This window comes from Thermoproteus uzoniensis 768-20 (genome assembly GCF_000193375.1).
Lineage (GTDB): Archaea > Thermoproteota > Thermoprotei > Thermoproteales > Thermoproteaceae > Thermoproteus > Thermoproteus uzoniensis_A.
The window spans coordinates 1,796,277-1,822,456 of the sequence record NC_015315.1 but is presented as its reverse complement, the minus strand read 5'-3'; the positions used below and the strand labels follow the sequence as shown (position 1 = coordinate 1,822,456).

Here is a 26,180-nt window from a genome sequence, read left to right as displayed (position 1 = left end):
CAAGAGGCGCCCGCGCTACTCAAACCCCCACTTGCCGCACCTCCTGAACTTCCTCAACGCGGTCTCGGCAGCGTATACGACAATGCAGTAGAACAGCGCGACTACGATCGCGCCTATGGACAGCGTGACCGCCGGATCTACGAGCCACGTCCCTGTGGCGGAATACGTCAAGGGCGCGACGACGTATTGAAGCGGCGACAGCGTGAACCACCTCGCGACGGCCCTCGGCATGACGGTCGGCGGTATCATGCCGCCCGACATCGGCACGACCCATTGGATTACGTTCGCCGCCAGGCTCGGGTTCCTGAGGGCGGCGAGCAACAACGTGGTTGCGGCAGATATCAGCGTAGACGCCATGGTGAATATAACGAGCGCTATGGCGAAGAGATAGGGCTGGGCGATAGGCGGAGTCTCGCCTAGCAGTAGGTAGTATACGGCTGTGCTCGTCAACACGCCGGGGAACGCCAGGATAGATGCGGCGAGCATGGACGCGATCAGGTATACGTGTAGGCGTTCTGTGGAGGCGGCGACGTAGTCCATAACGCCGTTCCTCACATAGTCGCTGAACGCGGCGGCCGTCCAGGTCTGGGCCGAGAATATCAAGAGCTCCGCGACGCCCCAGAAGGTGTAGCGCAGAGTCTGGGCCACATCGGCGCCGTACCACGCGATGGCTAGGGCTATGCTCGCGAACCATAGGGCGTTCACTATCGTGTCTATAGCCAACAGAGGCCAGGCCCTCCTCCTCACAAGTACCCGGAGCTCTCTAGCTACGCTACCAAACATGGTAGAGCCCCGATTTCTTGAACCTAATCATGAGCGACCTCCAGACGAGCAGGCCTAGGGCGAAATACGCCATGTATCCGAGAAGCTGGCCCAGGGCCCGTGGAGGGACCTCGAGACGCAACGCCACGCCCCGCACGAGCTCTGCCCATTCGGTGAAAGGCAGGAGGGAAGAGGCGAGGCGCAACGCCGACGGTAGAACCGACGCCGGATACACAACGCCGCCGAGGGACACAATCGCGACGTTGAGAAGCATAGTTATCGGCGATGGGTTGCGCAAGTACGGCACGAGATACGCCGAGCAGAGGGCTATCCCTATTAGCGGCAACGAGGACGCGGCCGCCACGGCGACCGCCAGCGGGACCGCAACGCCGTATATAGGCCCCTTGATGGCGGCAACCACTACGGCCGTGGTGGTGGAGAATCCTGTTCCGAAGACAACCAGCTGGACGAGGTAATACGAGACCAGCGTGGGCAGAGGCCCGGCTGGCGACGCGGCTAGGTACTCCAGCTGTCCGCCCGACATAAGCCCGTGTAGCGTCCACAGAAAGTCCGACGTGGCCAGCTGGGCCAGCATTATCAACACGACGCCGATGAGCTGGTAGAGGAATTTGTCGATATCTGCACGTCCTCCGGTGACGACCCAGCCCGCTAGATAAAACAGACCGCTTATGAACGGCGCGATGAGCGAGAAGGCGAGGGAAAGCGCGTAATATCTCGTGTAGTGCCTTGCCGCGAGGTAGAGGCCGGCCCTCATACGCCGCCGATCGTCTTGACGACTACCTCCTCTAGCGGCGGCTCTCTGACATACGCCTCCAACACCGTGCACCCCTCCTCGGCGGCCTTCTTGACCAGCTCCACCAAGGCCTCGCCCCCGCCCTTTCGCGAGATCGCCTCCTCTCTGCCGTTGCACACGGCCTTCACGACGGCCTCCGGCTCGAACCCCAAGCTCTTCTTGAGCCTATCCGGCGGCGCCTTAGCAAGTATCCTCCCCTTGACGATGAGGGCAACCTCGTCGGATAATTCCTCGACCTCGTACAGGTTGTGGGAGGTAAAGAGCACGGTCTTCCCGTCCTTCTTGAGCCCCTTAATCACCTCCCTTATCTTCCTGGCGCCTAGTGGATCCACGCCTACGGTGGGCTCGTCTAGCAACAAGAGCTCAGGGTCGTTCATCAAGGCCTTAGCCAAGCCGAGCCTCGCCTTCATCCCCATGGAGTACTCCTCGTAGGGCCTATGTCTGGCGTCCCACAGCCCCACCAGCTCCAGAAGCTCCAGGGCTCTCCTCTCGGCGTCTTTTCTGCCCATGCCGTACAACATGCCGTAGTACACCAAGTTCTCCAGGCCGGTGAGGCGGCCGAAGAATCCCTTGTCCGGGTATAACATGAGGCCCGTCAATCGCCTGACCTTATCGGCCTCGCGCACGACGTCGAATCCCCCTACGTAGGCCCTGCCTCCATCCGGCAGGAGGAGCGTGGCGAATATACGCACTAAGGTCGTCTTGCCGGCGCCGTTGGGGCCCACTAGGGATAGGAGGCGGCCTTTGCCTATAGAGATGTCGACGCCGGCCAGCGCCTCGACGACCTTGACCCTGCTCCTGAACAGCCCCATCCTCTCCTTGCTCACGAACCTCTTGCGTAGGCCCTCGCCGACGACGAAGTCCATGGGTCCCTAAAGGCCGAGGATAAAATACCTTTCTATAAAGTCAAACAGACAATAGGTGTTTGTCTTGTAAAGAGAAATAGACAACTGCCGCATCGCGCGTATAGACCTCGCCTAGCAGAGCTACGGGTTTCTTTCCCAGAGCTCCAGTATCTCGGCGTTGGTCAGTACGGGGAACAGCCTCGCCATATTGGCCAGAGACCTCTCGTGGGCCGCCTTATCGGCGGAGGACACAGCCTCCTTGGCGACGACAGGTAGGTAGCCCAGAGCTTGGGCGTGGCGTGCCGACGTCTCCACCCCTATGTCTGTCGCTATGCCTGTGAACACTATAGTGGTTATGCCCGCGTTCCTCAACAGTAGCTCGAAGTTCGTGCCGACGAATATAGACGTCGTGTTCTTATTCAAGACCACATCGCCTTCGCGCGGGTACACGTCCTTGTAGATGTCGCCGGGATTCCAGCTTCTCCGAAACGGCGAGGCGAACCTCTCGGGGAACGGCGTTATCTTGGTATAGACGATGGGCACGTTGAGCCGTCTAGCCCCATCTATCAACTCCTTCAGCTTGGCCAAGAACTCCTCTCTGTTGAATACGGCGTTCACGAGGGCTTCTTGAACGTCCCAGACCACGAGCACGGAGTTGCTCCTCTTGATGAACCTCTTCAGCTCCTCGGGGTTTAGCATAGATATATCGGCTATTTTAATTTTAAATATTCGGCGTTGGCCTCCCGGTACGCCTCGTTCAGCTCGGCCAGCGCCGAGGTGTGTATGTCCAGCCTCGCCGAGGCCTCGTTCAGCTCGGCGACGGCGCTCGCCAGCCGCCTAAACCTCGCCTTAAGCTCCTGGACGCGGCCCTTCCCCCTCCTCATGTCGGCGGCCAGCCTCCTCAACTCTCCGGCCAGAGCCGATGCCCTCTCGTCGAGGGCCCTCCTCACCATATGCCTCACGGCGTTGTACTGCTCGTCGGTCAGCTTCAATACCGCATACTCTAGAGAGGGGCCCGAGCCCTCGGCCTCCCAGCGCTCTATAAGCTTGCGTTTAGCCGCGCCGAGTATTCTGCCCACCTTCTCCTCCTGCTCCCAAGTGACGGCTACGCCCGGCGCGATCTCTATATGTCGGAGATCCCTCAGCACACTAGACGCCAGGCTCTCGTCGGTCGAATAAACCAACACCAGCAACACGGATACTAAATCGTCGGTGGTTATTAGGCTTCTCTGTTCGACAACTCCTAGGGCTCGCCCCGCCTAGGCGCTTTCAAGCTTTCGTCGGCCGGCATAAGCCGCGAGCGGCTAGATGGCCGGCAAAGATCTATCAATCGGCATATATACCGGCTGGCGACGTGGGTTAGTCCTGTATACTCCCCTTGACTTTTTCGGCCAGCGCGTAGACCTTTCTACTGTCCTTCACGCCGGGCGAGGCCTCCACGCCGCTGGCGACGTCTACCATATACGGCTTGAACCTCAAGACGTGCTCTACGTTGTCCGGCGTGATCCCGCCTGCCACCGCGACTTTGCCGAACGCCGAGACGGCCTCTATAAGCTCGAGAGGTAGGCGGAGGCCGTGGCTGTATGCTGTGCGCGACCCCTTCACCGCGTCCACAAGCACGTACTCGTAGCGGCCGCCGGCTAGGCGCGCTACTCTCCCCAAGACGTCGTCTCTGCCGAAAAGCACTACGGGGGCTAACGAGATGCCCCTCTCCCGCGCGAGGTCCTCCACGTCTCCGCCGAATATCTGCGGCATCTGCGCCACGGGGAAATCGTAACGCGCGGCCAGATCCACGGCCAGAGCTGGATCGTATGCGTCGAAGACCGCGACCGGCCTCGCCCTGCTCAGAACCGATGACAGATCTCTGGCGGCGTCGGGCGTTATCCTTCTGGGCGACTTGGTCTCGGGATCTATTATGAAGCCGGCGTAGTCAGCTATTCTGTCCACGAGCTCTACGTCGACTTGTCTGGTCAGCCCGCAGATCTTCAGAAGCGTCACGGCCTGCTCGCCCTGACGACCACATCCACGTGTTGCGCAGCGCGGCCCGACTCTATGGTCTGCAGAGCTAGCTCGAGGCCGTCCTTGACGTCCCCGGCCAGGCCGGCCACATATAGGGCGAACGCCGCGTTGACAGCTATGGCGTGTTCGGCCTCGCGGTCCTCGCCTCTTAAGCCCCTCAAGGTCTTGGCCACCGACTCCTCTCTGGTGTCGGCCCTAGGTATTCTGCCCCGGGGTATCCCTAGGTCCTCGGGCGTCACGACGTACTCCTCCACTCTGCCGCCTCTCATTTCAGCCACAGCGGTGGCTCCCTCTATGGAGACCTCGTCGATCCCGGGCTCTCCGTGCACGACGAGGACGTGCTCTAGGCCCAGCATGGCGGCGGCTCTGGCAACCACAGGCATAAGCCGTCTCTCCGCAACGCCGATTACCTGCCTCTTCACCTGTCCAGGGTTTGCCAACGGGCCTACTATATTGAATATGGTCCTGTACGGCAACCTCTTGCGGACTGGGGCCACCCGGGAGAACGTGGGGTGGTAGGCCGGCGCGAAGAGGAAGGCGAACCTAGACGCCTTGAGGGCTTGGATGGCCTCGGCCGGCTTTAGGTTTATGTTGTAGCCCAAAGCCTCGAGGAAGTCCGCGCTACCCGTCGGGCTCGTTACTGACCTATTGCCGTGTTTGAGCACGTACGCGCCGGCCGCCGACGCCACGAGCGCCGCCGCCGTCGAGAGGTTTATCGTCCTCTGCCCGTCGCCTCCAGTCCCCGCCGTATCGATCGCAGGTAGATCCACCTCCACCTTGACGCAGGTGTCGCGCGCCGCTCTGGCGAAGCCCGCCACCTCTTCAGGCGTCTCGCCTCTAACCCTCATGGCGGTCAACGCCGCGGCGATCTCCACGTCGCCCAGCTCGCCCCTCAACATCGATAGGGCAAGCGCGTAGCTCTCCTCGTAGCTCAGAGCCCCTCCCTCGCCCAGTTTTTTAAGCGACATGGGCCTTCTCGTACGCGTCTACGTCCAGAAGCCCGTGGCCGGACAGGTTGAACGCTATGACGGAGCCCGGAGGCAACTTCTTGGCGAGATCTGCGACCGCCCTTATTGCGTGGGAGCTCTCGGGCGCCGGTATTATACCTTCGGACCTCGCGAACATGACGGCTGCCTCGAAGACCTCCTCCTGCCTATAGGCCACCGCCTCGACCAAGCCCAGCCTTTTGAGGACCGAGAGGCTGGGGGCGGCGCCGTGGTAGCGGAGGCCCGCTGCGTGGACCGCCGGCGGGACGAAGTCGTGGCCGAGCGTGTACATCTTAATCATGGGCAATACCCCAACGGCGTCCGGGAAGTCGTAGCGGTAGTCGCCCGACGTGAGCTTAGGCGCGGCGGCAGACTCGGCGGCCAGGAACCTCGTCTTCTCGAAGCCCTCGCCCCTCAGCTTCATCCCTATCATTGGATACGTGAAGCCTCCGAAGTTAGAGCCGCCGCCCACACAGCCGACAGCGTAGTCGGGCTCCTCAGGCATTTGCTCGATGGCCTCAAGGCCGATGACCGACTGGTGTATCAAGACGAACTCGAGAACGCTACCCGGCAGATACCGCCTCCTCTCGCCGGCCAAGGTGTACTCAACAGCCTCCGAGATAGCTATTCCGAGGGAGCCCGGATGGTCGGGCTTGTTGAACTTCCTCCCGGTCTCGGTCACGTCGCTGGGGCTCGGGTAGACGGTCGCCCCATACGCCTTCATGAATGTGACCCTCTGCCTTTTGCTGTTGTAGGAAGACCTCGTCATGAACACAGTGGCCTTGAGGCCGAACAAGGCGGCCGCCAGCGACACGGCCATGCCCCACTGTCCTGCGCCTGTCTCGGTGGCTACCTCCTCGGCGCCGTCCAGCTTCGCGTAGTAGGCCTGGGCCAGCGCCGTGTTCAACTTGTGGCTTCCGACCGGCAGAGCCCCCTCGTATTTATAGTAGATATGGACCTTCACGCCGAGCTTCCTCTCGAACCCCTCGGCTCTTCTGAACGGCGTGGGCCTCCCCATCCGCGCGTAGGCCTCTCTGACCTCCTCCGGTATCGGTATCCAGCGCTCCGCGGTGAACTCCTGGTCTATCAACGCCGAGGGCAGAATTTTGGTGAGCAACGCGATTCTGCTATCGCCATCGTCTGGATCTTTAGGCGGAGGTAACGGGATGGGCAGATCGGCACCTATGTTGTACCACCTATCCACCCCGACGACATAGAGCCGAGTACCCGGCCCTATTTAAGCTTTGCCGCGCCTATATAGATCGTCAATATGCCGAGCAGTATAAGCGCCGACCCCACTATCTGATCGGCTGTGGGGATCGCACCAAAGGCCAGATAGGAAAACAAATATGCGAACACCGGCACAAGCAACGACAGCTCGCCGACCTTTACCGGGCCGAGCTCGCGGACTGAGCGGAACCACAGGAGCCAGGCCACGCCTTGGGCCAACACAGCAAGTATTATCAAGAGAAGAGTGGCCCTCACGGTGAAGGAAGCCCTCCAGGACAGCGCCGCGGCCGGTAGCAGGAAAATTGCCGCTACGCCGTTCATGGTCGCGGTGGTGGCCGTCGGAGGCCTTTCCGCAAGCCACTGCCTATAGGCCACGGTGCCCAGCGCCCATATAAATCCGCCGAGCACCGGCAGTAAGTCATAAAGGCTGGCGCCGCCTCCCATCGCCGATATGACCACGCCGAGCACTCCGAGAGCTACGCCGAGGGCCTCGCTCGCCTTAACTTGAGTCCTCAATAAGGCGGCGGAAAGGGCGATTAGGAATAGGGGCTGTGTGTACATGAGAGACGACACGAGGCCTGGGCTGTTGGACAGCATGACCGAGAGGTTTATGAGCAACACGGTGGCGCCCATGTTCAGAACGCCCGCGGCGGCCACTCGCCAATCCAGCCGCGACGGCTTCGACACAGCGGACAGCATCAAGAAGCCGACGAGCGCTCTGAAAAACGCTATGAAGCCCGGCGAGAAGAAGGCCACCAGATACTTGGTTAGGGGATAGGCGAGCCCCCAGATGGCGGCTACGACGAGCGGATAGGCGTAGGCCCTCATTTAATCGCCCTCCGTATCTCCGAGAGGAAGTCGACGGCGGCCTTCACGCCGCCTTCGGCGAGCCGCCTCATGGCGGCGGTGCCCACCACAAGCCCGTCGGCCCCCGCCTCGATTAGGGCCCTCGCCTTGTCGGGGCTATCTATCGCGAAGCCCGCGACTAGGTAGATGCCGCCTATGTGGCTTCTGGCAAGCTTGATATTCCTCTCGACGTAGACGGGCAACTTAATGCCGGTCGCCGCGTATAGGCCCACGTATATGAATAGAGGGCCGTAGCCGGCCAGCCTTTCGGCTAATGCGTATGGGAACTTGCCGGGGAGGAAGAACGTGGGCGCCAGCCCCTCCCTCCTCATCGCCGCCACGTAGGCGTCGAGCATCTCTGGCATATCTATCAAGAGATCGGGGAGGAGGACCGAGACGGCGCCCGCCTCGGCGGCCGCTCTGGCCAGCTCGTCGAACCTTCCGGCGAAATCCTCGGCGTAGCCCATCAAGACGGCGTTCTCGGGCAATCTCAGCCCCCTCAACGCGTCGAGGCCCTTGACCTGCACGGATCTATGGCTGGACCTTATGAAGGGGCCGTCGTATTTCGGGTTATCCGTAGGTATCCCTATCTCCACGAAGTCGGCGATGCCCTTAACGGCGTCGAGGAACTTCGCGAAGACGTCGCGGTTGGGCCAGTTCGCGGTTATGTACACGCCGAGGCCTGGCCTAGGCAACGCGGCCATAGACGGCGATTGGGGTCTGCCTAAAAAGTTATTGCCTAGGTCAGCGCGAAGTTCTCCAGCTTCACGCCGTCGCCGACTGACTTATGCGGCCAGACCTTGGCGTTTATCAACACGGCGCCTGCGCCGACAGTCACGTCGTTGCCTAGGACGGAATTTACCAGGTACGACCCCTCCCCGACTGCGCTATGCCTCCCCACTATGGATCTCTCGACTCTGGATCTCGGCCCCAACACCGATCTGTCCATGACTACAGAGTCGACGACCTCAGCCCCGTCGCCTAGAACTGTGTAGTTGTCTATGACTGCGTTTTTCAGGTAGGCGCCCCTCCCTATCTTGACGTGCCTCCCTATCAGCACATTGCCCTCCACCTTTATATCGCCCGAGTTTATGCGTTCCTTCAACTCCCTCTTCAGCGCCAGCGACTCGGGGCTCGTCCCCTGGACAAAGACGCGGGGCAGGATCTCCTCCGAGGCGAGGTCCGACGGGCCTAGATTGCCCAACAAGTACTGGGCCGCCGCCAGGTACCGCTCCGGGCTCCCCACGTCGAACCAAAAGCCCTTGGTGACGAACCCGTAGACGGGCAGGCCTGCGCCTATGACGGCCGGAATCACGTTAGATCCGAAGTCCATTAGCCCTTCCCTATACAGTTTGGACCCCACCTCACCCTCGAAGAAATTCAAGAAATCTTCCGAGAGCAAATAGAGGCCTGTATTGACTAAATTACTAGGGGCGTCCTCCCTCCGCTTGGGCTTCTCCACGAACTTCAGAATCCTCATCCTCTCGTCGACGGCCGCCACGCCGAATTCCTCGACCCTCTCCTCCTCCTTCAACGCGATGGTCATAAACGCCCTATTGGCCTCGTGGAATTTGTAGAAGGAGTCCAGGTCTATCTCGAATAGGTTGTCGCCCTGCACGACCAGCACAGGCTCCCTCACGCCGTAATACTCGAGGGAGATCTTCACAGCCTCGGCGTTGCCCCGGGTCTCGGCCCTCGGCATATACCTCAGGCGGACCCTCACGCCGTATTCCCTCTCGAGCCAGTAGCCCTCGCCGAAGTAGTCGTAGACGTCCTTGTAGTTGTAGTAGCCCCTGACCCCCATTATGATCTCCTCAACGCCTTGTCTAGCCAAGCCGACTATGGTGAACTCTATAAGGGGCCTGTTGAGGATGCGGACCATGGCCTTTGACGTCTCGACGGTGAGAGGCCGGAGGCGTACCGCCTCGCCGCCGATAGGAATAACGGCGACTCTGACGCCCATACATATCAGTGCGCCTGAACATAAATATTAAGCCGGCGTTATCGCCTTGAAGAAGGCCATCTGCCTCGCCTTTTCGTAACAATGTCTTAGCTGATCGTAGAGATTTTTCTCTCTGAACTTCTCGTCGACGTACCGCGATATGTAGCGCTTCAAGTCTTTTACATACTCTGGGCCCCTCGCTGAGGCGATCTCCCTAAGCCGTCCGTCCGGGATAGAGCCGGGCTTAAACGACCATATCCAGTTAGCGAGAGACTCCATGGCCGCCCCTAACGCCGCGACGTCCTCGGGCGGCACGAGCAACCCCACGCCGTCGCCGCCCCGGAAGTCGACGACGACCTCCGGCAACCCGCCGACCGCCGACGCTATGACCGGCGTCCCCACCGCCATGGCCTCTATGGCAGATATGCCGAAGGGCTCCCAGCGGGACGGCATAACCAGCGCCGTCGCCGCGTAGTTGAGCGCCATGTAGAGATCCTTGGGGATCTTGGCGAAGGACAGGAAGGCCCTCCCCGGCCTCTCGCGGACGAGGCGGCGTAGGTACTCCTCGTACCCGAAGTCGCCCACCGGTATCGCCAACACCAAGAGGCGCGCGGACAGGGCGAAGTCGAGCGCCCTCACGGCGAGATCCAGCCCCTTCTGGCTCGTGGCGCGCCCCACCGCCAGGAAGAGGGCGCCTCCTCTGTCTAGGGAGCCCTCTCCCCCCATACTCTCCACCCGCTCCACTAAGCTCCAGGGAGAGCCGTCGGGAGCCAGCTTGCGGAAGTGTGATTCGGCCTCCTCTATCCTCCAATCGGTGGAGTTGTAGAGGACGCACGACTTGCCTCTAAGCCAGTCGCCGTATTTCGAAAGCGCCTCGTTGAGGTATCCCCAGCTGACGCTGGAGACCACGTCGCTCTCAACAACTGCGAACCCCTCGGCGGAGCCGCCCACTGAGTCCCACACAGACGAGTAGAGCTCCCGCCTGTGACAACAGACCCTCCAGACCAGATGGGGCCTGTCGGGCAGACCTGCCCAATCGGCCGACGCGTAGTGCCACGGGAAGGAGTACCCCGACGATAGATGTATCGTGTAGACCAGAGGCACGGCGAGCCCTCTCCTCTCGGCGTAGTCCCTCAACGCCACACCCGCGAGGCCGGAATGCCAGTCGTTGGCGTGGATTAGATCGGGCAACCCGTACCTCTCGGCGTAGGCCACGACGGCCCTCGCGAAGAGGGCGGCCTTCTCCTCGACGTTTTCGTAGGGGTACCATCTATCGAAGACGAGGCCCGTGGCCGTGTCCAGCCCCTTGAACATGACGACCTTAACCCCGTCGACCTCGGTCTTCTCCGCCCCGAGGCAGTAGGGGTACAGCCTCCCGTCGAGGCCCCGCCTGTCGCCGCACGCGCGGAAGTCCAGAGGCGATAGGGGAAATCCCCTGTTGGGATCCAGATGTCTCCCGTGCGACGGCATGAGGACCGTCACGTCGAGGCCCCGCCTGGCCAGAGCCACGGCGTACTGCCTCACGGCCTCGCCCAGCCCTCCAACCTTCACCAGACCCGCGTACTCGAAAGTGAGCAGGTAGACCTTGCCGACCGCCTCGGGAGCTCTCACCCGGTCTGTGCCGTCCCTAATTTATCAAGATTGCGGCGAGAACAAAGGACTGCCGACAACGTCTAACGCCGATTTGGCGGACTTTGCGCCGGGCAAGGTTGTTGAGATAGGCCTAGCGGCGGGATATTGGCCAAGCACAGGTCCTTCCCGGCCACTGAGCCCAGCGTCAACTACTACGCAAGCTAGTGGGCCTGGGCTTCGGCCAGCTCGGCGGCTGGGGGCTCCTCTTGGCTGGGCTCTACGGAACTGAGGAAGCGTTCCTCCACGCAATCTGCGACGCCTTGACGTTTGAGCTAGGGTCGGGCTACTCGATCGACGTAGAGGCTTGACGCGATGCGGAAGGCGCGGAGAGACGGCACATGCGCGTCGGGCTTGCTCTACGCTAACTCCTAGATTCCTTTTTATTGGGAGTACAGACATACAGTGGGGGCGCCGAGGGGACGGGGGCGGCTCGGAGACGGCCGCCCTCTGGAACCTCCCGCACCGCCCGCGGAGGCTCCCGGCAGGCCGCCGAAAGGCGGGGGTAAAAACCAGCTGGGGGCGCGGCCCCCAAGCAGGGCCTGTGAGGCCGCGGCGAGGCCCGGGTAGGGGGTTAGATCGATACCGAACAGAAGCGGGGGTATGCGGCGCCCCCTACTTAGTTGGAGTTTCACATGGGCCGCCTCACGACCATACAAGCGATCCGTCTTTCGCCGGAGAAATCCGGCAGGCGTGCTTGACGGCGGAGGCTTTTTATAGCGGTCGTTAAGCCTACGTGCGCCTGGAAAGAGACGTCGTAAGCTTGGTCGTGCTGATAGCCCTGCTGACCATAGCTACGAGGTCTGTCAACTACATGGTGCAGAGCACGGTGCCGCCTCTGGCGCGCGAGCTGGGCCTCACGCCGTCCCTGATAGGCGCCTTGGCGGCGGTCGGCGCCGTCGGCCAGCTTATCGGCAGCTCGGTGATAAACGTGGCGCTGGGCCCGTCGCCGAGGAAAAAAGCCGTAGTCGCCGCCGCGTTCGCGATTCCCCTCGTGCTGGCGATTTTCTGGCTGTCGGGGGTTGCGGAGCTCTGGATCGCCTCGTTCCTATCCGGTCTGTCCTTCGGCGTAGTTATGCCCAACTTGATAAACTTGGCGTCCGTGAGGCCGGAGTACGCCGAGAGGCTACTGGCGGCATACTCCCTCTCGCTCAGCACAAGCCTCGTAATAGGCCCGGCCTACGAGACGGCGATACTGACCAGGTACAGCTACAGAGATGTGTTCCTCTTTTTCCTCCCGCTTGCGATCCTTCTGGCCGCCCTATCGCCGAGGATCCCCATAGTGGGCGCTAGGTCGGCCGACCTCCGCGCCACCTACAGATCGGCGTTATTCAGCAAAGGCTTCATCTCGGCGGCTCTCGCCATTACGTCGTACAACGTCCCCTTCATCGCCTTCGTGACCTATCTGCCCATATACGCCTCCGAGGAGCTGGGCCTCGCCAAGGCAGTTGCCTACTCGCTCTTCCTGCCCTTCTTCGCCGTGTCTATGCTCACGCGCCTCTATATGTTCCTCAGACCTGTCAGAGACGTGAATAAGGCATTCGCCGTGTCCGTGGCGCTCACCTTGTTGGGCCTAGCCGTCTTCTACGCCTCCAAGAACTACCTCTTGCTGGCGGCCGCCATGGCTATCCTCGGAGTGCCGCACGGAAGCGTCTTCACGCTGTCGACGATAATGATAGTCAGGACTACGTCGTTGGAGGAGAGAAACGCCGTGAACTCCCTCTTCTCCTCCTACCTGGTGATATTGGGCACGGCTATACCGCCCGCCCTAGGCGCATCGGCAGAGCTCTGGGGATACGGCGCCATGTGGCTCGTCCTAGCCCCAGCCGTCGCCGCCATGTCGGCGGCTTTCTTCGCTCTCTTCGGCAAAACCAAGGAGTTCAGAGGCCTTACTTGATCAAGAGCCCTATCACGAGGCCTATTATGAAGGTCAGGGATGAGTAGGGAATCATCGCCTTCAACACGCCGAGCTTCTCGGCCGCTTGATACGCCGTGTAGCCCAAGCTTTGGATAATGCCCATTGCCGTCGACGGCGAGATGTAGCCCACCGCCACCGCCAACAGCAATATGGCCAGCAACACCAAGGCCACGCCGATGAGGCGCCTTATCAGGACTCCTATGAGCAGTCCGAATATAAACGGCACGACCAAGGCCAGTATCTGCGTCACCGATATCATGCCACCAGATGCGCCGGGTTTAAAAAGTCTTAGGGCTCGATGCCGCCCTCGGCGATGCTATTTCCAAAAAACTTATATATTGACAAAACTGGACACACGTGGAAATTGTCGAGATGGATGGATCGGGCAGAATCTACATACCCGCGGAGATCAGACGCCGTCTCAACGCGCGGCGGTTCAGAATAAGGATAGTCGAGGGAGGCTTGTTGCTGGAGCCGGTGGATGCCGTGGATTCCTACTACGGCAGATTCGGCCCGCCTAGATACGCCTCCCTTGAGGAGATAGAGAAGGCCTTAGAGGATGCGGCGCAAGTGGATCTACGTTGACGTAAACGTCCTCTACTACTTCTTGACAGCCCATCCTGAATTCGGCGAGGGCTCCCGCGAGCTTATAAGGAGGTACTTAGGCAGGTTAGCCACATCTTCCATCTCGGCCTGGCTCCTCTACGTGTTGACGCGCCGAGAAGAGGTGGTGGATGCCGTGAGAGATATAGCCGTTGTGTTGCCCCTAGACCTAGACGTCCTGGCCAGGGCGAGGAGCTTGGAGAGGCCTAAGGACTTCGAGGATAGGCTCCATCTAGCCACGATGCAGATATACGGCATAGACACGATATTGTCCAACGACGAGGACTTCGACGACGTCGGCGTAGTTAGGATAGCCCCCTCATAAGTCCTCTTGACATGTCTGGGAGTTTACATGGAGATTAATTTATAAAGTGCGAGCGGACATACGTCGCGGTGACGTTCGCCTGTATGCCTAATTGCGCCCTCTGTTGCAGGGCCAGCCCAGTGACCGTGCTACCGCACGAAGTGTACGTGCTGGAGTCGTTGGCGCGCGATCTCGATGTGAGGGTCAAGTTCGCCCCGGCCTATACGCTTCTCGACACCATAAGCGGCGTGAGGGTGGCGCTCAGCTACCTCATGTTGCTTGACGAAGAGGGCAAATGCCCCTTCCTCAAGGGCACTAAATGCCTCGTGCACGGCCTCTACAAGCCTCTGACCTGCAGGTCGTTTCCCTATCTGCCCAAGGTGATAAGGTACGAGCTGGACCCCGTCGCCAAGGAGATAAGGATGGAGATAAACTTCGTCATGTCGACGCTATGTCCCGTCGTCAGGTCCGACCTCTCCCCCCGCGAGTTGGTCAAGATGCGCGATATAAGGATAGCGGTGCAGTACGCGCCAAGGGAGGTCCAAGTGGCCAGAGAGACCGTGGAGAAGAGGCTCCTCTACGCCCGTATATTGAGCGACCTTTGGCAGAAGGGGTACGTGGATTTACAAGACGGAGGAAGCAGCCCCTTCTATCCCGTCGTCAACGGGTTCGCCTTCATCAGGCGTTTTAGGCCTGAGCTGACCATAAAGGACTTGCTCTAGCCGTATATCCTGTACAGCATATAGATGCCGACGGCCACGATGATCGCGCCGTAGGCCTTCCTCAAGGCGTCCTTCGGAGCCTTCACTGCCAGACTCGTTCCCAGATACCCGCCGCCGATGCCGCCCAGCACGTAGAGCAACGCGACGAGCGGTATGACGTTGCCGTAGTACCAGTACTCCGCGCCGGCCGCCACGCCGAAGGTGCCCACGCTCAAGAGGCTCGTCCCTATGGCCCTGGTTATGCAGAGGCCGGCCGAGAACATGAGGCTCGGCACTATCAAGAAGCCGCCGCCTATGCCGAAATACCCGCTGAGCAGGCCTACGACGAACCCGAAGCCGGCGACCTTGGCTATGACTGACGGCGTGAGCCTCGGGCACCTCCTCGCGGCCTCCGTAACTCTTTCGAGCTCCTCCAGCCCGCCGGCCCTCGCTGGCTCTTTCCTAACAGCCACGTAGATGCCCAGAGCTATCATGGCTATCGCGAAGTATGTCAGGAGCGAGGTGCCCGGCGTTATGTGGCCTAGATATGCGCCTATTAACGAGCCCACGAGACCCACGGCCGCAAACACAGCGCCAACCCTAGGCGCTATGTTCCTCTTCTTGAAATGCATATACGAGTTTATAAATGCGTTTATCCCGACCGCCAACGCCGTCGTGCCTATGGCTATATGCGCCGAGTTGGGCAACGCCGAAAGGCCAACGAAGTAGAGGAAAAGCGGCACGGCAAGTATCGAGCCGCCTCCGCCTATTAGACCGAGCGAGAACCCCACCAGCACGCCCGATATCACCGAAAGGGCGTATTGGACCACGCCGATGTCCATAAGAGCCTGTATACATCAAAAATATAAACTTTTTGTCTTATTTATGACATAAATGAAACAAAAATATTTAAGATATATTATTTTTCATTAAAATAAGTTTTTCTTTAATATAAGGAAAAGCATAAAAACAATTAAGTTATTCAAATTCAATGAAAATACAGGAAGCCGTGAGGCTGGCAGTGGAGGGAAACCCCCTATACTCGTTAGTGTTGTCGACGGGCCTCGCCAACCTCTCGGCCGTTGCGCGCGCCATAAAGCCCCTGGTCGACGCGGCCACCGGGAAGGACGTAAAGATACCCACCATAGTCAAGGCCTTGGAAAGGCTCGAGAAGACCTTCGGTTCGACAACGACGAGGCCCGAGGACTTCAGATATGTAGAGTCGGTGGCCTACAGCGGCATGGCCGAGGCCGAGGGGGGAACAGTGGATCTCAACGCAATTTACAAATCAGGCGAGCCCTTCGTGGCGCTCAGCGACGGGTCCAAGACTTGGGTCCTGGCGCCAGCCCGTCTGTTGGGCCGCGCCGAGGCGGACAAAGGGCTCGTAAAGGTGGTGTTCCCGCGACAAGCGCCGGTAGGCGCCGTGACTTTCTTGGTCCAGCTAATGAGGGCTGTCGGCATAAGCCCAGAGCACGTGTTGAGGCACGACAACCAGATATACATAGTAGCCAAGAGGGAGGATCTGCCGGGCATACTCGACCTAGTGGAGAAAATGAAGAAGGTGGCCGAGGGGATGTTGAACGTTCAATAAGGGATAACTCCGGGCCCTCTCAGCGCCTCCATGGGCGAGCTCGAAAGGAAGGCGACCGGCCTAGGCGGCGCTATCTACAACTCTCTGGCGGGCCAGGCCCCCGCCTACAGCATAGCGGGCGGCGCCGCGCTCATAATGCAGTACGCCGGAGCCGCAGCGCCCCTCGCCATGTTGTTGACAACGCTCGGCGTAATGGCGATAGTCTACTCGGTGTTCGTACTGGCGAAGAGGTACCCCCACGCAGCCAGCCTCTACGCGTACGTCGCCAATACTCTCGGCCCCAAGGCCGGCTTCCTAAACTGGGCCGTCTACACTCTGCTCTACAGCGCGACGCTGGGGCTGGGCTCCGTCGCCATAGCGTTCGGGTACCTCGCGTCCCAGAGCTTGGCCGTCTTGACGGGCACGGCCGTAAATCCCGCCTATCTGGTCCCCCTGCCTCTGATCTTGGCGTTGATCCCGGCAGTGCTCGGGATTAGGCCCAGCATAAGGACCGAGGCCGCGTTGACGAGCGCCGAGGTGGCCATACTCCTGGCCTTCGCAGGGCTGACCATATACGCCAACTGGGGAAGGCTCTCGCTACTTCCCTTCACGCCGCAGGGAACCTTCGCGTCGGGCTCCCTGCCCGTGTTGGCCGCGCTCTCAGGCGGCTTGCTCTATTCGGTGACGTACTTCATGGGGTTCGAGGTGTCGACCCAACTGGCCGAGGAGGCCGTGAGCCCTAGGCGCGACGTGCCTCTAGGCACGTTGCTCGCCACGCTCTCTATGGGGCTTCTCTACGTATTGGTGACCTACGCCATAGCGGCTAACTTGGGCTTCTCGCAGAACGCCGTGGAGAACTTCGTCGACCAAGCCTCGTCGGGCGCCAACCCCATATACGGCATGATCGGCAGATATCTAGGCACGCCGGGGGAAGCCTTGTTCGCAGCGGCGGTTATCGCGAGCGTATTCAGCTGTTACCTAGCCACGCTCAACGCGACCGCGAGGATGATATACGGCGTCGCCCGCGACGGCCTAATGCCTAGGAGATATGCAGAGACCAATGAGTTCAAGTCGCCGGCGAACGCGCTCTACCTCAGCACGGCGCTGGCGGCGGCGACGGCGGCGGCCGCGTACCTCGCCGCCTATCTGAGCGGGTACAGAGAGTCGATCGCGCTGGCGTATAACGCAATGGAGTACGCCTACGCCGTAGACTCGCTCTACTACGTGGCCTCGCTCGTGTTGCTGGCAGCCGCCGCGTTTAGGATATCCTCGCTATGGGGAAAAGCCGTGGCCGCGGCTGGCGCCGTCCTTCTCGGGATAGCCTTCTACTACTCCGTCTCGAGTATGGCCGTGCTGTCCATCTTCCTTGGTTCTATAATAGTCATATTAGTATTGGAATTCACTATTTTAAGAAATAAAATTAACTCAATAAAAGAGGCTATATGTCCTCACTGTTAAAAATACATCGACGTTTACCTCACTATGTCGGCAAGGCTATACGCTATACTGCTCGCCGCGGCCGCCGTCCAGTTCATGGTGGTTGTCCAGATAGCGCAGTGGCTCTACCCCAACTACAGCATATGGACCAACTACATAAGCGACTTGGGCAATAAGTCGCTGGCGGGTCCCTTCATATCGGCCCTCTTCAACACATCGGCAGCAATACTCGGCGTGTTGGTCATCGTCTCCTCCTACGGGGTGGGCCGTCTGACCGCGAAGCGAGCGACCTCAACGGCTCTGCTCGGCCTCGCCGGCCTCGGCGCACTCGGCGTCGGGCTGTTCCCCGAGGGCTCGCCATACGGCCTCCACACAATCTCGGCCCTCATAGCGTTTCTCTTCGGGGGGCTTGCCGTGGCGGTGCTCGGAGCATACACCGCGATGCCGAAGCCGCTCAGGCTATTGGGCGTGCTCTTCGGGGCGGTGGCGTTGGCGTCGCTGGCCGCATACATAGCGTTTGGCGAGCCGCCCATCGTGGAGAGGCCGGTGGTCTACCCTATCCTGATATACGCCGCGATATACGGCATATACGTGGCGATAAAATGGGGCTAGTTTAGGTACGTACAGCGTATCAACCTAATCTCTTTTCTATCGGTGCAGAGCTCCTTCCTAACCCCGAAACACCTCACGTCCAGAAAAGGCTCTATTACCATGTGCTTCGACGTCACGTACTTCTTCAGCTCCATCATGTGTAGATCTACATACGGCGGGTTAAAAACCGGTTGGAAGGTGCAACGCCTGCACAGACGCTAGGTTATGGATTTGTTAAGCAGATCGACGAGCCTCTGGAGCGCCGCGGCGTCGGCCTCGGGACGCGGGCCGAGCACGTTCATGTTGAAGCTCAGAGGCGTCAGCGCTATGTTGCCCTCCTCGTGCACTATGTAGACGTCGGTGCCCGGCTCGGCCTTCACCAACTCGCCGTAGAGCCAATAATAGACGCCGCCCCGCGGATCCTTCCTCCTATCGACCTTCTGCGAGAACTTAACCTTAGCCGCCGGCGCCATCTTCACCGCGGCCCCCGGCTTGAACCTCCTGGGGAAATTCAAGCTGATCACGTCGACCCCCTTCGGCATGCCGTACTCCACGACGAATCTCACCGCGGCCCTCGCAACGTTCCTAATTGCCGATATAAGCGCGGGGTCCTCCAAGAGCTCCTCCGGCTCGTTGACGTCTACGGAAAACGCGAGAGCCGGTATGCCCAGAAGCGCCGCCTGCATAGCCGCGCCTATGGTGCCCGACGAGAGTATTACCTGGAGCGATGTGTTGTCGCCGACGTTAATTCCCGACAAGACCAGGTCTATCCGATCGACTATCTCCAACGCGGCGAGGTAGACCGTGTCCGACGGCGTGCCCGACGTGGCGTAAGCTTGTATCCCCTCGAGCTCCATCTTGGATATGCGGAGAGGCTTGTGCAGAGTTATGCCGAGCCCAGACGCCGATTTAGGCGTCTCGGGAGCCACGACATAGACGCGCCCCAGATCCTTCACGAAGGAATACAACATTCTCAAGCCCGGCGAGTATATCCCGTCGTCGTTCGTGACGAGTATGTTCATGCCTACATCTCCGGATCTCTTTTAAATCGCCACTCTGGATATCTATGCGGCCGCTCTACAGATATCGGAGCAACTGATGGTAATCTTTTAATATTATAGACTGGCTGAAACGATCCATGAAGTCTATTAATTTTAATAAAGTTAATTTCTGGAATGAAGATAATATTGGAGTTATTGCAATAAATAATAATATTCAAAACTTTTTAGATATAGACGTGATAGTGCAGCTAAGCGCCGCGTTGATGATAGCAAACAACGACGACAAGGTTAGGTGGATAGCCATCACGGGCACAGGCTCGAGCTTCTTCACGGCTGGCGTGCCCTGGGAGTTCATAGAGCCGACATACGCCTCGATAAGGGAGCTGGTTTCTAATATCAAGACCCTTTTCTCGGTGCTGTCAACTACGCCGAAGCCTATCGTGGCCGTTCTCAACGGCTCTGCGGTCGGCCTCGGGATGGAGCTGGCACTCGCAAGCGATCTAACGATAGCGCCGCCCGATGTATACCTCTGCTATCCCGAGGGCGCTGTCGATGTGCCCACGCTCTTCAGCTTCAACACGCTGATCCAAAAACTCCCAAGATATGACGCCCTCAACGTATTGGCGGGCTCCCCCCTGCCCGCGAGCGTAGCCGCCGAAAGAGGATTAATATATATGGTAGGCAGAGATAATTTGTTTGGAGATGCTAAATCTTTAATAAAGCAAATAAAGATAAATCAATATACAAAAGAATTACTTTATGAAAATATAAGAAGAACTATAGAGCCTGCATCGTCCCGACTGCTCGACGCGCTCTTACAGAACTTGTTAGACAGTAAAAAGAGGGAGGTGTTCCTAAAGACTGTGAGAAATCTTAGAAATAGTTGTATATCTAAATATAAGATTTAATTATTTATTCAATATATAAGTTATATAGAAGTAGTTGTATATACTTGCCGATAGCGATAGAAACGCGGCTCCCCAGAGGATGCCTATATAGGGCCCCTCGCTTAATGGATCTAGGACAAACGATAGGCCGATCATTATTATCGCCAACACAGCAGTTAGATAGGCCAGCGCTTGGGCTCCCGCGCTACTTAGAGCCCACGGCGTTTTTGCCGCCTCCTCTCTGCGGGCGAGCGCCCTGTCCCTTACCTTAAGCCACTGCCTATGTAGCAGGTAGATGCCCGCCACTATTATGAGCAACGGGGGCAGAAGGACTATGGCGCCCCACAGCGGCTGTACCGGGATGCCTGGCTGAATAGCGCTCCACGAGCTCAACTCGATCAGCCACGTCAAGCCTATAAGGGCTAGGGCTAGTATGGCGGGTCTGTCCATGGGGTGTAGCTTCTCGCCTCTATCGAATATGGGTATCAACAACAGTATGACGAGCGGCACTATAGCGCCGAGGAGCATGTTGTTCCTCAACCCGAGAGGCATATCCGCCATCTTGTAAAGCATTAGGAAGAACCAAGGCGGGTACGCGGGCACCAAAGCCGCCTGTGGGCTAGTCGGCGACGGGCCTGGATACGGCGAGAAGAGTACGGGCACGTAGGGATATACCGACGGCAGTGCGAGAATCGACGGCAACAGCAGTATGACTCCCCACACCATGAACGCCAGCGCTATCATGTACACGAAGTTCCTGGGCCACCACGGGTCCTTCACAGTAGCCTTGTCGAGCACCGCGGGCGCCTTGTAGTTGGCGTCCTTAAGCCTAGGCATGAGGCCGACGGCCTCGGCTAGATAGAAATGTATGACGAAGAACAGGATTATGGCCGCCGCGATTATTATATGCCAGCCGAGCAGTCTGGTAAACAGATCCAGAGTCGTCCCATTGCCGAACAACACAGGGGCGAGGGACTGGAGCCCCAGCGAAGTCAAGATGCCCCGCCCCACGTCGACCGCGTCGGCGGCCAGCACATCCCCAGTCATGGAATACCCTATGAACGCCACGCCGAGAGTCATGGCAAAGAGCAGTACGCCGAGAACCCACTGGACGCCTCTTGGCTTTTTATACCCGCCGCTTATCATGATGTAAAGGCCGTGGAGATACACGGCAAGTATCATTATATAAGCGCCGTAGAGGTGCGACGAGAGAAGTATCGAGCCAAACGGCACATTGTGTATTATCGCCATAGTCGAATCGTAGGCGTTGCTGGGCTGGTAGTAGAGGAGCAACAACAAGCCCGTTATCGCCTGCCAAGCCAGCGCGCTTGCGGCAACGCCGCCGAGCCAGTGCTCTATGTTGAACATGTAGTCGGGCACTCCCATGAAGGGCACATCCTTGAGGCGGAACAGCTCCCCGAATCTGTCCGACAAGCTCTTGCTCATGGCCCTCCCGACAGAGCCGGGTTCGCGTGCGTCTTGACGACTGTCTTATCGCCGCTTATCGGCGATCCTCCCTGGAGATCGTTTGTGGGGTTGATGACTAGCGAAGGCGTCGGCGAGTTGTATCCCGGATGTCCGTAGATCACAGGCCCCACCATCTTGACGGCGTATAGGTAGTCGGTGTTGGGATCCCACTCCAAGACTACGGCCGGCAACGGCCTGACTGTGGGCCCCGTCACGACAGCGCCGCCGAGATATGGGTCGTACGTAGAGCCGTGGCACGAGCAGTTCAATACTCTGTCTTTGGGACCCAACGCCGTGAAGGCCTTATGGCCTGGCGGATAGAACGTGAGCTCGGGGAACGTACAGCCAAGATGTTGACACAAGGCGCTGAAAGCCACTATGGACTTGTGGGGACCCACGCCGCCTGGGAACTGGTACTTAACGCCGTTCTGGGGTATCACAACAGTGGTCGGCGGCACCTCCACCGGTTGGTTGTTCTCGTCGCCCAGATTCAGCAAGAAGTTGGGCTCATTGCTTAGGGGATAGGGAAATATGGCTATTGTGGGCTGGGCGTTGACGGGCAACTGGCTGGCCTTTATGGGGTTTCCGTTCTCGTCAACTAGCAAGAGCCGCGGGAAGGCGCTGGATCCCAGCTCGGGAGGAAACAGGTACTCGAGCCCCCGCAACGTCCCGAGAACGACGGCAGCGCCCGATATGAATATCACCGCCTTTAGGAAGTTCCTCCTACCTTCATCGACGATCTTGGCCTCGTCGGTAGGCGACATAGAGAGGCGATTTTTCGTATTTAAAGGCTTTTCCCTTACCACTTTCCCAGATTTTTCCCAAATTTATACCAATTTAGTACAGATTTCATTCCAAAATATAGAGATAAAAACTTAAAAGTAAGGCCATTCAGCTTCCTATGGCTAGAGTAAAGCCCATCACGATCGTCGCCGCGGCGCTGACCCTCGCCGTGGGGCTTTTGGCCGTCGTATACCCCATAGCCCTGGCGCAAGCCCCCTCGGGCATAGTGGCGTACAGGGTGGTGGGGAGCGCCAATCTGGCGGCTCCCGGCACGGAGAGCTTCTGGAGCCAGATACCGGCATACAACGTCTCTCTCGTGCCGAACCTCTCGCCCCAGATGTTGCCCATATCGTACAGCGTGCCGACCTCGGGCCTAGTGCCCTACGTGATGGTCAAGGCCGCGTGGAACGGCACCGATATATTCATACTCATGGAGTGGCCGGATCCCTACGGCCCCAGCTACGCTGGACCTGCCGCAATAGCGGGCCCGGGCCACTGGACCCTCGTATACAACCCCAAGGGCCCGCTAAACATGACGTTCCTGAACATCTTGACAAGTGCCTTCCACAAGAAGTACTTCGTGCTCAACTCCAGCTACGCCGTGATCAAGGGCTCGCCGAGGCCCATGGAGTACGTGCTGGCCTACATGGCGCCGCACTACGGGGTCTACTTCTACGGCTACTACGTGAACCTAACCTCAGGCCACTACTACCCCGATAGAGCGGCCATAATGTGGTATATGGGAACCCAACAGAACCCCAGCGACTGCATGAACATAGGCGGCGGCCACCCCAACTTCAAGGTCGGCGGCACGCTCGGCCAATTGATGCAAGCCTATCTGGGTAGCAACGTGGAGCCCAACACAGGCGGATCCCTGAGCGCAGGCGCCGCAAATATATGGGAGTGGATAAGCGGCGCCACCGACCCCCAGGGAGATAACTTCGCCTACTTCACCAACGTCACGTGGGACGTCGAGAACGGCATCGATCCCTCGGCCGCCAAGCAGTTCGCCGCGAGCCCGCACGGCTTCTTCATAAACCTCTTCGACAACCAGACAGGCCTCTACGACGTGGGCGACAACGGCATATGGTACCCCAACGCCACAGGCCCCGAGCCCGGCTACTTCGACGGGTACACCGGCGCCGTCTATAAGGACGGCTATTGGGTGGTAGAGTTCGTGAGGCCTCTCAAGGCGCCCATGCCCTACACCGTGGACCTAACTCCCGGCCAGACATACGACGTCGCCTTCGCCGTGTGGATAGGCAAGGCTGGCGAGACCAGCTGGGATAAGTCGATATCGCCCAGCTTCATACCTCTAACAATAGCCACATCGGCGCCGCCAACGACTACAACCTCGACGACTACGTCCACAACGACGACCGCCACGACTACTACCTCCACTACGTCCACTACGGCCGTCTCGGCGGTGCCTTCGGCCGTGATCACGGTCGCGGTGATAGGCGTGATAATAGCTGTGATCGCCATAGGCCTAGTATACTACTCCATTAGGAGGCGCACTAAGTAGAGAGAATAAAAATGAAAATTAGAAACAATATTTTTTCCTCTATAAACGATTATACTATTCTTTTCTCTTTATTTTCAATATTGTTTATATTGCAGTTTTTATTTAGAGAATTTTTATTTTATGTAGCTCCCTTTATGCCGAGCCCGGGGCCGGGCGTATCGTATCTAGAGCTCGTGGGGACCTTCGCCGTCTTCGGCATAGAGGTCGTCATACCCTTCCTGCTCTACGTGGCGGAGACTCCCCTCAGCAAGATATACCTAGTGGCTGTGACCGCCGCCATGTGGGGAGGGACTCTTCTGAGCTTCATATATAGCCAGTACTACATGACCGTGCCGTGGATCCTCGTCAGCATCATCGTGGCGTCGTTGACGGTTCTATCTCTTGTGACCGTGCTGGCGGAGATAGGCCTTAGATCGGCGCCCTTATGGCCGCTAATAGCGTTGCAGATACTATCCCTCTTGCTTTACCTGGCCAACGTGCTGACCGAATACTTCGCGGCTCCGTTCGGAGGTCTCGGCCCGTATCTGGTATATCCCATGCTCTACTTAGCCGCTACAGGCGGCCTGTCGCTTCTGGCCTACGCCCTGTACTCCATGGCGAGGACGCGTATAGGCCTCAAATCCGCGTTGGGCTACGCGGCGGCGGCCGTCCTCGCCTTGTTGCTCGCCTACCCTCTATACCAGCTCACTATCTACAACAACTTCATGGCGGGGATAATGTCGATGGTATTCGCCATGGGCATGGGCGTGTTGATTCCGCCTCAGGCAATGCCTATAGCCGCGATATTCGCCGGCATTTACGTGTTCTCGATAATCGCGCTGGTGGTAAACGGCGTGGTCGCCAAGTCGCCCATTCGCTCGGCTACGGCGGTGGCCGCCCTTGTATATTTAACCACAGCGTTTGTGGAACACGCCGTTATGGTCATATTCGCTTCTATAATTACAGTGTCTAATATATTAGTATATTTAAAAATTAATGAAAGTATTTCATAGATTTTTGATATATATAACTAGAAATATAGATGGACGCGTTAGATATCCGAGCTCTATGAGGCTATGCAACAACACGAGAGAGCCGTTAAGGCTACGGCTGAGGTACGGAGGGCCGTTCACCAAAACCGGCCTAGAGGGATATGTCAAATATATCGCTGTAGCCGCCCAAGGCTTCTCCGCAAGTAACGTCACAGGGGAGAGCGCCCCGTTCTATCTAGGCCCCAGCGAATGCATAGACCTAGATCTGGAATATGAAGTTGACGGAAAGCTAGGCGAGGAATTAGACATGGTCAAATACAAGATGATAAAGGACGGGGTGTTAAGCGTGGGCGGGTTCGTATTCGACGTAGTTGTTGACGAGAATTCTCCCAGCGGCGGAGGTAACTAACAACGAGGGGATACATGGGCCCACGAACCACCGCCCGCGGTAACGATAGGCGCCTATGTCGGGAAAACGTTTAAAATCCTCTGCGTATTTGTGGGGCGAGCCCGGTCGTCTAGCGGCCAACGGGCCACGGCGATGCGGCCCGGCTACGGATGCGGGGCTCTGGACCCCGTGGCCCGGGTTCGAATCCCGGCCGGGCTACTCACCCTCACAATACAACTCCCCCAACACGCCGAAAATCGGCGGCGCCGTTCACATACGGCGCCCTTTCCTTAACTCTCCACCAACCTTTCTTAACTCTGTTCACCAATAACCATCAATGTAAAGAGAATTGGCGGACGCCGGAAAAACAGAAGAGAGATAGAACGGCGAAGGAGCTGGGACGGGGAAGGCCTTAAAGTCGGCCACAGTTACTTTCATTCTACTCGACTCCGAATATTTTAAATGAACGGATATTTATATATCCTACAGCTAATTTTGATGTCGGACAAACCTCAATCCCAAGACGCCCCGGGATTGCTGTACGGCATCACCGCCCCCGCGTCAGGATCGCAGGGATATACACGTGGGGGCAGAGCGGCCTACATTAAGCTAAACGCCATAGACGGCGAGGCCAAGAAAGGCGACATTGTTGATCGCCGTCCTCGGCGCGCCGCAAGACGTCATGAAGGCGACTCTGCCAAGCGTGGAAATCCACTTCAAGACGGCGGCCAACGTGGCGGGCCAGTATCTGGGCGAGATCTCATATGAGCACTCTCCCGGGAGGATTCCGGTCCTCACATAGCGGGAGTTCTCCGGGCTTGTCGAAAGGCTTGGCGTTGATGTCAAATCGCCGGGCGGGCGATGATCGAGAACTGGCTCGCGGACCTCTGAAGAGAGGGTATTGAGGTGAGCCCGCCCGGCTGTCTAGAGATACATAGACAGATATAAACTTTGCCCCTGA

The 26,180-nt window shown here is 58.6% G+C and carries 31 protein-coding genes and 1 tRNA gene; 14 read left to right on the top strand and 18 right to left on the bottom strand.

What is annotated here, in order from left to right; all coding sequences use genetic code 11:
* Positions 1–15: 15 nt before the first annotated feature.
* The 12 genes from TUZN_RS10245 to TUZN_RS10190 form a co-directional block, all read right to left on the bottom strand.
* Positions 16–783 carry an ABC transporter permease gene (locus TUZN_RS10245; RefSeq protein WP_013680897.1) on the bottom strand — a complete coding sequence of 256 codons (768 nt, stop codon included), beginning with the start codon at positions 781–783 and terminating at the stop codon, positions 16–18.
* Positions 773–1,537 (bottom strand): ABC transporter permease, encoded by a 765-nt coding sequence (locus TUZN_RS10240; protein WP_013680896.1) that lies wholly within the window; start codon positions 1,535–1,537, stop codon positions 773–775. The genes TUZN_RS10245 and TUZN_RS10240 overlap by 11 nt, the downstream gene beginning before the upstream one ends.
* A complete protein-coding gene (locus TUZN_RS10235; RefSeq protein ID WP_013680895.1) occupies positions 1,534–2,442 on the bottom strand; it encodes an ABC transporter ATP-binding protein in 909 nt (302 codons plus the stop codon). The genes TUZN_RS10240 and TUZN_RS10235 overlap by 4 nt, the downstream gene beginning before the upstream one ends.
* A 120-nt stretch (positions 2,443–2,562) precedes the next feature.
* On the bottom strand, positions 2,563–3,126 hold the full coding sequence (locus TUZN_RS10230) for a cysteine hydrolase family protein (RefSeq protein ID WP_052886246.1): 564 nt from the start codon (positions 3,124–3,126) through the stop codon (positions 2,563–2,565).
* Between the two features lie 5 nt (positions 3,127–3,131).
* Entirely contained in the window at positions 3,132–3,617 is a 486-nt protein-coding gene (locus TUZN_RS10225) for a hypothetical protein (RefSeq protein ID WP_013680893.1), read from the bottom strand.
* Between the two features lie 163 nt (positions 3,618–3,780).
* Positions 3,781–4,419 (bottom strand): phosphoribosylanthranilate isomerase, encoded by a 639-nt coding sequence (locus tag TUZN_RS10220; protein ID WP_013680892.1) that lies wholly within the window; start codon positions 4,417–4,419, stop codon positions 3,781–3,783.
* Positions 4,416–5,408, bottom strand: a complete 993-nt coding sequence (gene trpD / locus TUZN_RS10215; RefSeq protein ID WP_013680891.1) for an anthranilate phosphoribosyltransferase — start codon at positions 5,406–5,408, stop codon at positions 4,416–4,418. Before trpD ends, TUZN_RS10220 begins: the two co-directional genes overlap by 4 nt.
* A complete protein-coding gene (locus TUZN_RS10210) occupies positions 5,398–6,630 on the bottom strand; it encodes a TrpB-like pyridoxal phosphate-dependent enzyme (protein WP_013680890.1) in 1,233 nt (410 codons plus the stop codon). Before TUZN_RS10210 ends, trpD begins: the two co-directional genes overlap by 11 nt.
* Positions 6,631–6,659: 29 nt before the next feature.
* Entirely contained in the window at positions 6,660–7,484 is an 825-nt protein-coding gene (locus tag TUZN_RS10205; RefSeq protein ID WP_013680889.1) for a DMT family transporter, read from the bottom strand.
* Positions 7,481–8,206, bottom strand: a complete 726-nt coding sequence (gene trpA / locus TUZN_RS10200) for a tryptophan synthase subunit alpha (RefSeq protein WP_013680888.1) — start codon at positions 8,204–8,206, stop codon at positions 7,481–7,483. Before trpA ends, TUZN_RS10205 begins: the two co-directional genes overlap by 4 nt.
* Positions 8,207–8,241: 35 nt before the next feature.
* A complete protein-coding gene (locus tag TUZN_RS10195) occupies positions 8,242–9,465 on the bottom strand; it encodes a sugar phosphate nucleotidyltransferase (protein WP_013680887.1) in 1,224 nt (407 codons plus the stop codon).
* 27 nt (positions 9,466–9,492) lie between these two features.
* Positions 9,493–11,055: a glycogen/starch synthase gene (locus tag TUZN_RS10190; protein WP_013680886.1), complete on the bottom strand. Its 1,563-nt coding sequence runs from the start codon at positions 11,053–11,055 to the stop codon at positions 9,493–9,495.
* Positions 11,056–11,240: 185 nt separating this feature from the next.
* Between TUZN_RS10190 and TUZN_RS11265 the strand changes: the two genes are divergently transcribed.
* Both TUZN_RS11265 and TUZN_RS10185 read left to right on the top strand, forming a co-directional pair.
* Positions 11,241–11,384 carry a hypothetical protein gene (locus TUZN_RS11265; RefSeq protein ID WP_013680885.1) on the top strand — a complete coding sequence of 48 codons (144 nt, stop codon included), beginning with the start codon at positions 11,241–11,243 and terminating at the stop codon, positions 11,382–11,384.
* A gap of 425 nt (positions 11,385–11,809) precedes the next feature.
* Positions 11,810–12,970, top strand: coding sequence for an MFS transporter (locus TUZN_RS10185; protein WP_013680884.1), 1,161 nt, complete (start codon positions 11,810–11,812; stop codon positions 12,968–12,970).
* Here TUZN_RS10185 and TUZN_RS10180 read toward each other — a convergent pair.
* Positions 12,963–13,250, bottom strand: a complete 288-nt coding sequence (locus TUZN_RS10180; protein WP_013680883.1) for a hypothetical protein — start codon at positions 13,248–13,250, stop codon at positions 12,963–12,965. The two genes, TUZN_RS10185 and TUZN_RS10180, sit on opposite strands and share 8 nt — an antisense overlap.
* A gap of 98 nt (positions 13,251–13,348) precedes the next feature.
* Here TUZN_RS10180 and TUZN_RS10175 point away from each other — a divergent pair, with 98 nt between their 5' ends.
* The 3 genes from TUZN_RS10175 to TUZN_RS10165 all read left to right on the top strand — a co-directional run bounded on the left by TUZN_RS10175 (position 13,349) and on the right by TUZN_RS10165 (position 14,620).
* Positions 13,349–13,576, top strand: a complete 228-nt coding sequence (locus TUZN_RS10175; protein ID WP_013680882.1) for a hypothetical protein — start codon at positions 13,349–13,351, stop codon at positions 13,574–13,576.
* A complete protein-coding gene (locus tag TUZN_RS10170) occupies positions 13,551–13,919 on the top strand; it encodes a type II toxin-antitoxin system VapC family toxin (RefSeq protein WP_013680881.1) in 369 nt (122 codons plus the stop codon). Before TUZN_RS10175 ends, TUZN_RS10170 begins: the two co-directional genes overlap by 26 nt.
* A gap of 68 nt (positions 13,920–13,987) precedes the next feature.
* Positions 13,988–14,620 carry a YkgJ family cysteine cluster protein gene (locus TUZN_RS10165; RefSeq protein WP_237698231.1) on the top strand — a complete coding sequence of 211 codons (633 nt, stop codon included), beginning with the start codon at positions 13,988–13,990 and terminating at the stop codon, positions 14,618–14,620.
* Here TUZN_RS10165 and TUZN_RS10160 read toward each other — a convergent pair.
* Complete coding sequence (locus TUZN_RS10160; RefSeq protein WP_013680879.1) at positions 14,617–15,441, bottom strand: sulfite exporter TauE/SafE family protein; 825 nt, start codon at positions 15,439–15,441, stop codon at positions 14,617–14,619. The genes TUZN_RS10165 and TUZN_RS10160 overlap by 4 nt on opposite strands.
* Positions 15,442–15,590: 149 nt before the next feature.
* Between TUZN_RS10160 and TUZN_RS10155 the strand changes: the two genes are divergently transcribed.
* Genes TUZN_RS10155 through TUZN_RS10145 form a run of 3 tightly spaced genes read left to right on the top strand, consistent with a single transcriptional unit; the run spans position 15,591 to position 18,218 of the window.
* Positions 15,591–16,190, top strand: coding sequence for a hypothetical protein (locus TUZN_RS10155; RefSeq protein ID WP_013680878.1), 600 nt, complete (start codon positions 15,591–15,593; stop codon positions 16,188–16,190).
* Between the two features lie 30 nt (positions 16,191–16,220).
* Positions 16,221–17,627 carry an APC family permease gene (locus TUZN_RS10150; RefSeq protein ID WP_013680877.1) on the top strand — a complete coding sequence of 469 codons (1,407 nt, stop codon included), beginning with the start codon at positions 16,221–16,223 and terminating at the stop codon, positions 17,625–17,627.
* 24 nt (positions 17,628–17,651) lie between these two features.
* Positions 17,652–18,218 (top strand): DUF998 domain-containing protein, encoded by a 567-nt coding sequence (locus TUZN_RS10145; protein WP_013680876.1) that lies wholly within the window; start codon positions 17,652–17,654, stop codon positions 18,216–18,218.
* On the opposite strand, the gene TUZN_RS11260 is transcribed toward TUZN_RS10145, so the two are convergent.
* Both TUZN_RS11260 and surE read right to left on the bottom strand, forming a co-directional pair.
* Entirely contained in the window at positions 18,215–18,355 is a 141-nt protein-coding gene (locus TUZN_RS11260) for a hypothetical protein (RefSeq protein WP_158305073.1), read from the bottom strand. The two genes, TUZN_RS10145 and TUZN_RS11260, sit on opposite strands and share 4 nt — an antisense overlap.
* Positions 18,356–18,415: 60 nt before the next feature.
* On the bottom strand, positions 18,416–19,219 hold the full coding sequence (surE, locus tag TUZN_RS10140) for a 5'/3'-nucleotidase SurE (protein WP_013680875.1): 804 nt from the start codon (positions 19,217–19,219) through the stop codon (positions 18,416–18,418).
* Between the two features lie 116 nt (positions 19,220–19,335).
* Between surE and TUZN_RS10135 the strand changes: the two genes are divergently transcribed.
* Positions 19,336–20,106, top strand: coding sequence for an enoyl-CoA hydratase/isomerase family protein (locus TUZN_RS10135; protein WP_013680874.1), 771 nt, complete (start codon positions 19,336–19,338; stop codon positions 20,104–20,106).
* On the opposite strand, the gene TUZN_RS10130 is transcribed toward TUZN_RS10135, so the two are convergent.
* Together TUZN_RS10130 and TUZN_RS10125 are read right to left on the bottom strand one after the other, a co-directional pair.
* Positions 20,107–21,531, bottom strand: coding sequence for a cytochrome b (locus tag TUZN_RS10130; protein WP_013680873.1), 1,425 nt, complete (start codon positions 21,529–21,531; stop codon positions 20,107–20,109).
* Positions 21,528–22,316: a Rieske 2Fe-2S domain-containing protein gene (locus tag TUZN_RS10125; protein ID WP_013680872.1), complete on the bottom strand. Its 789-nt coding sequence runs from the start codon at positions 22,314–22,316 to the stop codon at positions 21,528–21,530. Before TUZN_RS10125 ends, TUZN_RS10130 begins: the two co-directional genes overlap by 4 nt.
* 137 nt (positions 22,317–22,453) lie before the next feature.
* Here TUZN_RS10125 and TUZN_RS10120 point away from each other — a divergent pair, with 137 nt between their 5' ends.
* The 5 genes from TUZN_RS10120 to TUZN_RS11255 all read left to right on the top strand — a co-directional run bounded on the left by TUZN_RS10120 (position 22,454) and on the right by TUZN_RS11255 (position 26,021).
* Positions 22,454–23,860 (top strand): ethylbenzene dehydrogenase-related protein, encoded by a 1,407-nt coding sequence (locus tag TUZN_RS10120; RefSeq protein WP_013680871.1) that lies wholly within the window; start codon positions 22,454–22,456, stop codon positions 23,858–23,860.
* Between the two features lie 134 nt (positions 23,861–23,994).
* On the top strand, positions 23,995–24,852 hold the full coding sequence (locus TUZN_RS10115; RefSeq protein ID WP_237698230.1) for a hypothetical protein: 858 nt from the start codon (positions 23,995–23,997) through the stop codon (positions 24,850–24,852).
* A 55-nt stretch (positions 24,853–24,907) separates the two neighbouring features.
* A complete protein-coding gene (locus TUZN_RS10110) occupies positions 24,908–25,240 on the top strand; it encodes a hypothetical protein (protein WP_237698229.1) in 333 nt (110 codons plus the stop codon).
* 98 nt (positions 25,241–25,338) lie between these two features.
* Positions 25,339–25,438: transfer RNA gene (locus TUZN_RS10105), tRNA-Gln, on the top strand.
* Between the two features lie 427 nt (positions 25,439–25,865).
* On the top strand, positions 25,866–26,021 hold the full coding sequence (locus tag TUZN_RS11255; RefSeq protein ID WP_013680868.1) for a hypothetical protein: 156 nt from the start codon (positions 25,866–25,868) through the stop codon (positions 26,019–26,021).
* Positions 26,022–26,180: the final 159 nt, after the last annotated feature.

What these genes read in the sequence shown, in the direction of transcription:
- TUZN_RS10150 (WP_013680877.1), top strand. Translation starts at nt 16,221, where the DNA reads ATGGGCGAGCTCGAAAGGAAGGCGACCGGCCTAGGCGGCGCTATCTAC.
- TUZN_RS10120 (WP_013680871.1), top strand. Translation starts at nt 22,454, where the DNA reads ATGGCTAGAGTAAAGCCCATCACGATCGTCGCCGCGGCGCTGACCCTC.
- TUZN_RS10155 (WP_013680878.1), top strand. Translation starts at nt 15,591, where the DNA reads ATGAAAATACAGGAAGCCGTGAGGCTGGCAGTGGAGGGAAACCCCCTA.
- TUZN_RS10170 (WP_013680881.1), top strand. Translation starts at nt 13,551, where the DNA reads ATGCGGCGCAAGTGGATCTACGTTGACGTAAACGTCCTCTACTACTTC.
- TUZN_RS10235 (WP_013680895.1), bottom strand. Translation starts at nt 2,442, where the DNA reads ATGGACTTCGTCGTCGGCGAGGGCCTACGCAAGAGGTTCGTGAGCAAG.
- TUZN_RS10145 (WP_013680876.1), top strand. Translation starts at nt 17,652, where the DNA reads ATGTCGGCAAGGCTATACGCTATACTGCTCGCCGCGGCCGCCGTCCAG.
- TUZN_RS10195 (WP_013680887.1), bottom strand. Translation starts at nt 9,465, where the DNA reads ATGGGCGTCAGAGTCGCCGTTATTCCTATCGGCGGCGAGGCGGTACGC.
- TUZN_RS10245 (WP_013680897.1), bottom strand. Translation starts at nt 783, where the DNA reads ATGTTTGGTAGCGTAGCTAGAGAGCTCCGGGTACTTGTGAGGAGGAGG.
- TUZN_RS10180 (WP_013680883.1), bottom strand. Translation starts at nt 13,250, where the DNA reads ATGATATCGGTGACGCAGATACTGGCCTTGGTCGTGCCGTTTATATTC.
- TUZN_RS10240 (WP_013680896.1), bottom strand. Translation starts at nt 1,537, where the DNA reads ATGAGGGCCGGCCTCTACCTCGCGGCAAGGCACTACACGAGATATTAC.
- TUZN_RS10130 (WP_013680873.1), bottom strand. Translation starts at nt 21,531, where the DNA reads ATGAGCAAGAGCTTGTCGGACAGATTCGGGGAGCTGTTCCGCCTCAAG.
- TUZN_RS10160 (WP_013680879.1), bottom strand. Translation starts at nt 15,441, where the DNA reads ATGGACATCGGCGTGGTCCAATACGCCCTTTCGGTGATATCGGGCGTG.
- TUZN_RS10205 (WP_013680889.1), bottom strand. Translation starts at nt 7,484, where the DNA reads ATGAGGGCCTACGCCTATCCGCTCGTCGTAGCCGCCATCTGGGGGCTC.
- surE (WP_013680875.1), bottom strand. Translation starts at nt 19,219, where the DNA reads ATGAACATACTCGTCACGAACGACGACGGGATATACTCGCCGGGCTTG.
- TUZN_RS11260 (WP_158305073.1), bottom strand. Translation starts at nt 18,355, where the DNA reads ATGATGGAGCTGAAGAAGTACGTGACGTCGAAGCACATGGTAATAGAG.
- TUZN_RS10110 (WP_237698229.1), top strand. Translation starts at nt 24,908, where the DNA reads ATGAGGCTATGCAACAACACGAGAGAGCCGTTAAGGCTACGGCTGAGG.
- trpD (WP_013680891.1), bottom strand. Translation starts at nt 5,408, where the DNA reads ATGTCGCTTAAAAAACTGGGCGAGGGAGGGGCTCTGAGCTACGAGGAG.
- TUZN_RS10135 (WP_013680874.1), top strand. Translation starts at nt 19,336, where the DNA reads ATGAAGTCTATTAATTTTAATAAAGTTAATTTCTGGAATGAAGATAAT.
- TUZN_RS10125 (WP_013680872.1), bottom strand. Translation starts at nt 22,316, where the DNA reads ATGTCGCCTACCGACGAGGCCAAGATCGTCGATGAAGGTAGGAGGAAC.
- TUZN_RS10115 (WP_237698230.1), top strand. Translation starts at nt 23,995, where the DNA reads ATGCCGAGCCCGGGGCCGGGCGTATCGTATCTAGAGCTCGTGGGGACC.
- trpA (WP_013680888.1), bottom strand. Translation starts at nt 8,206, where the DNA reads ATGGCCGCGTTGCCTAGGCCAGGCCTCGGCGTGTACATAACCGCGAAC.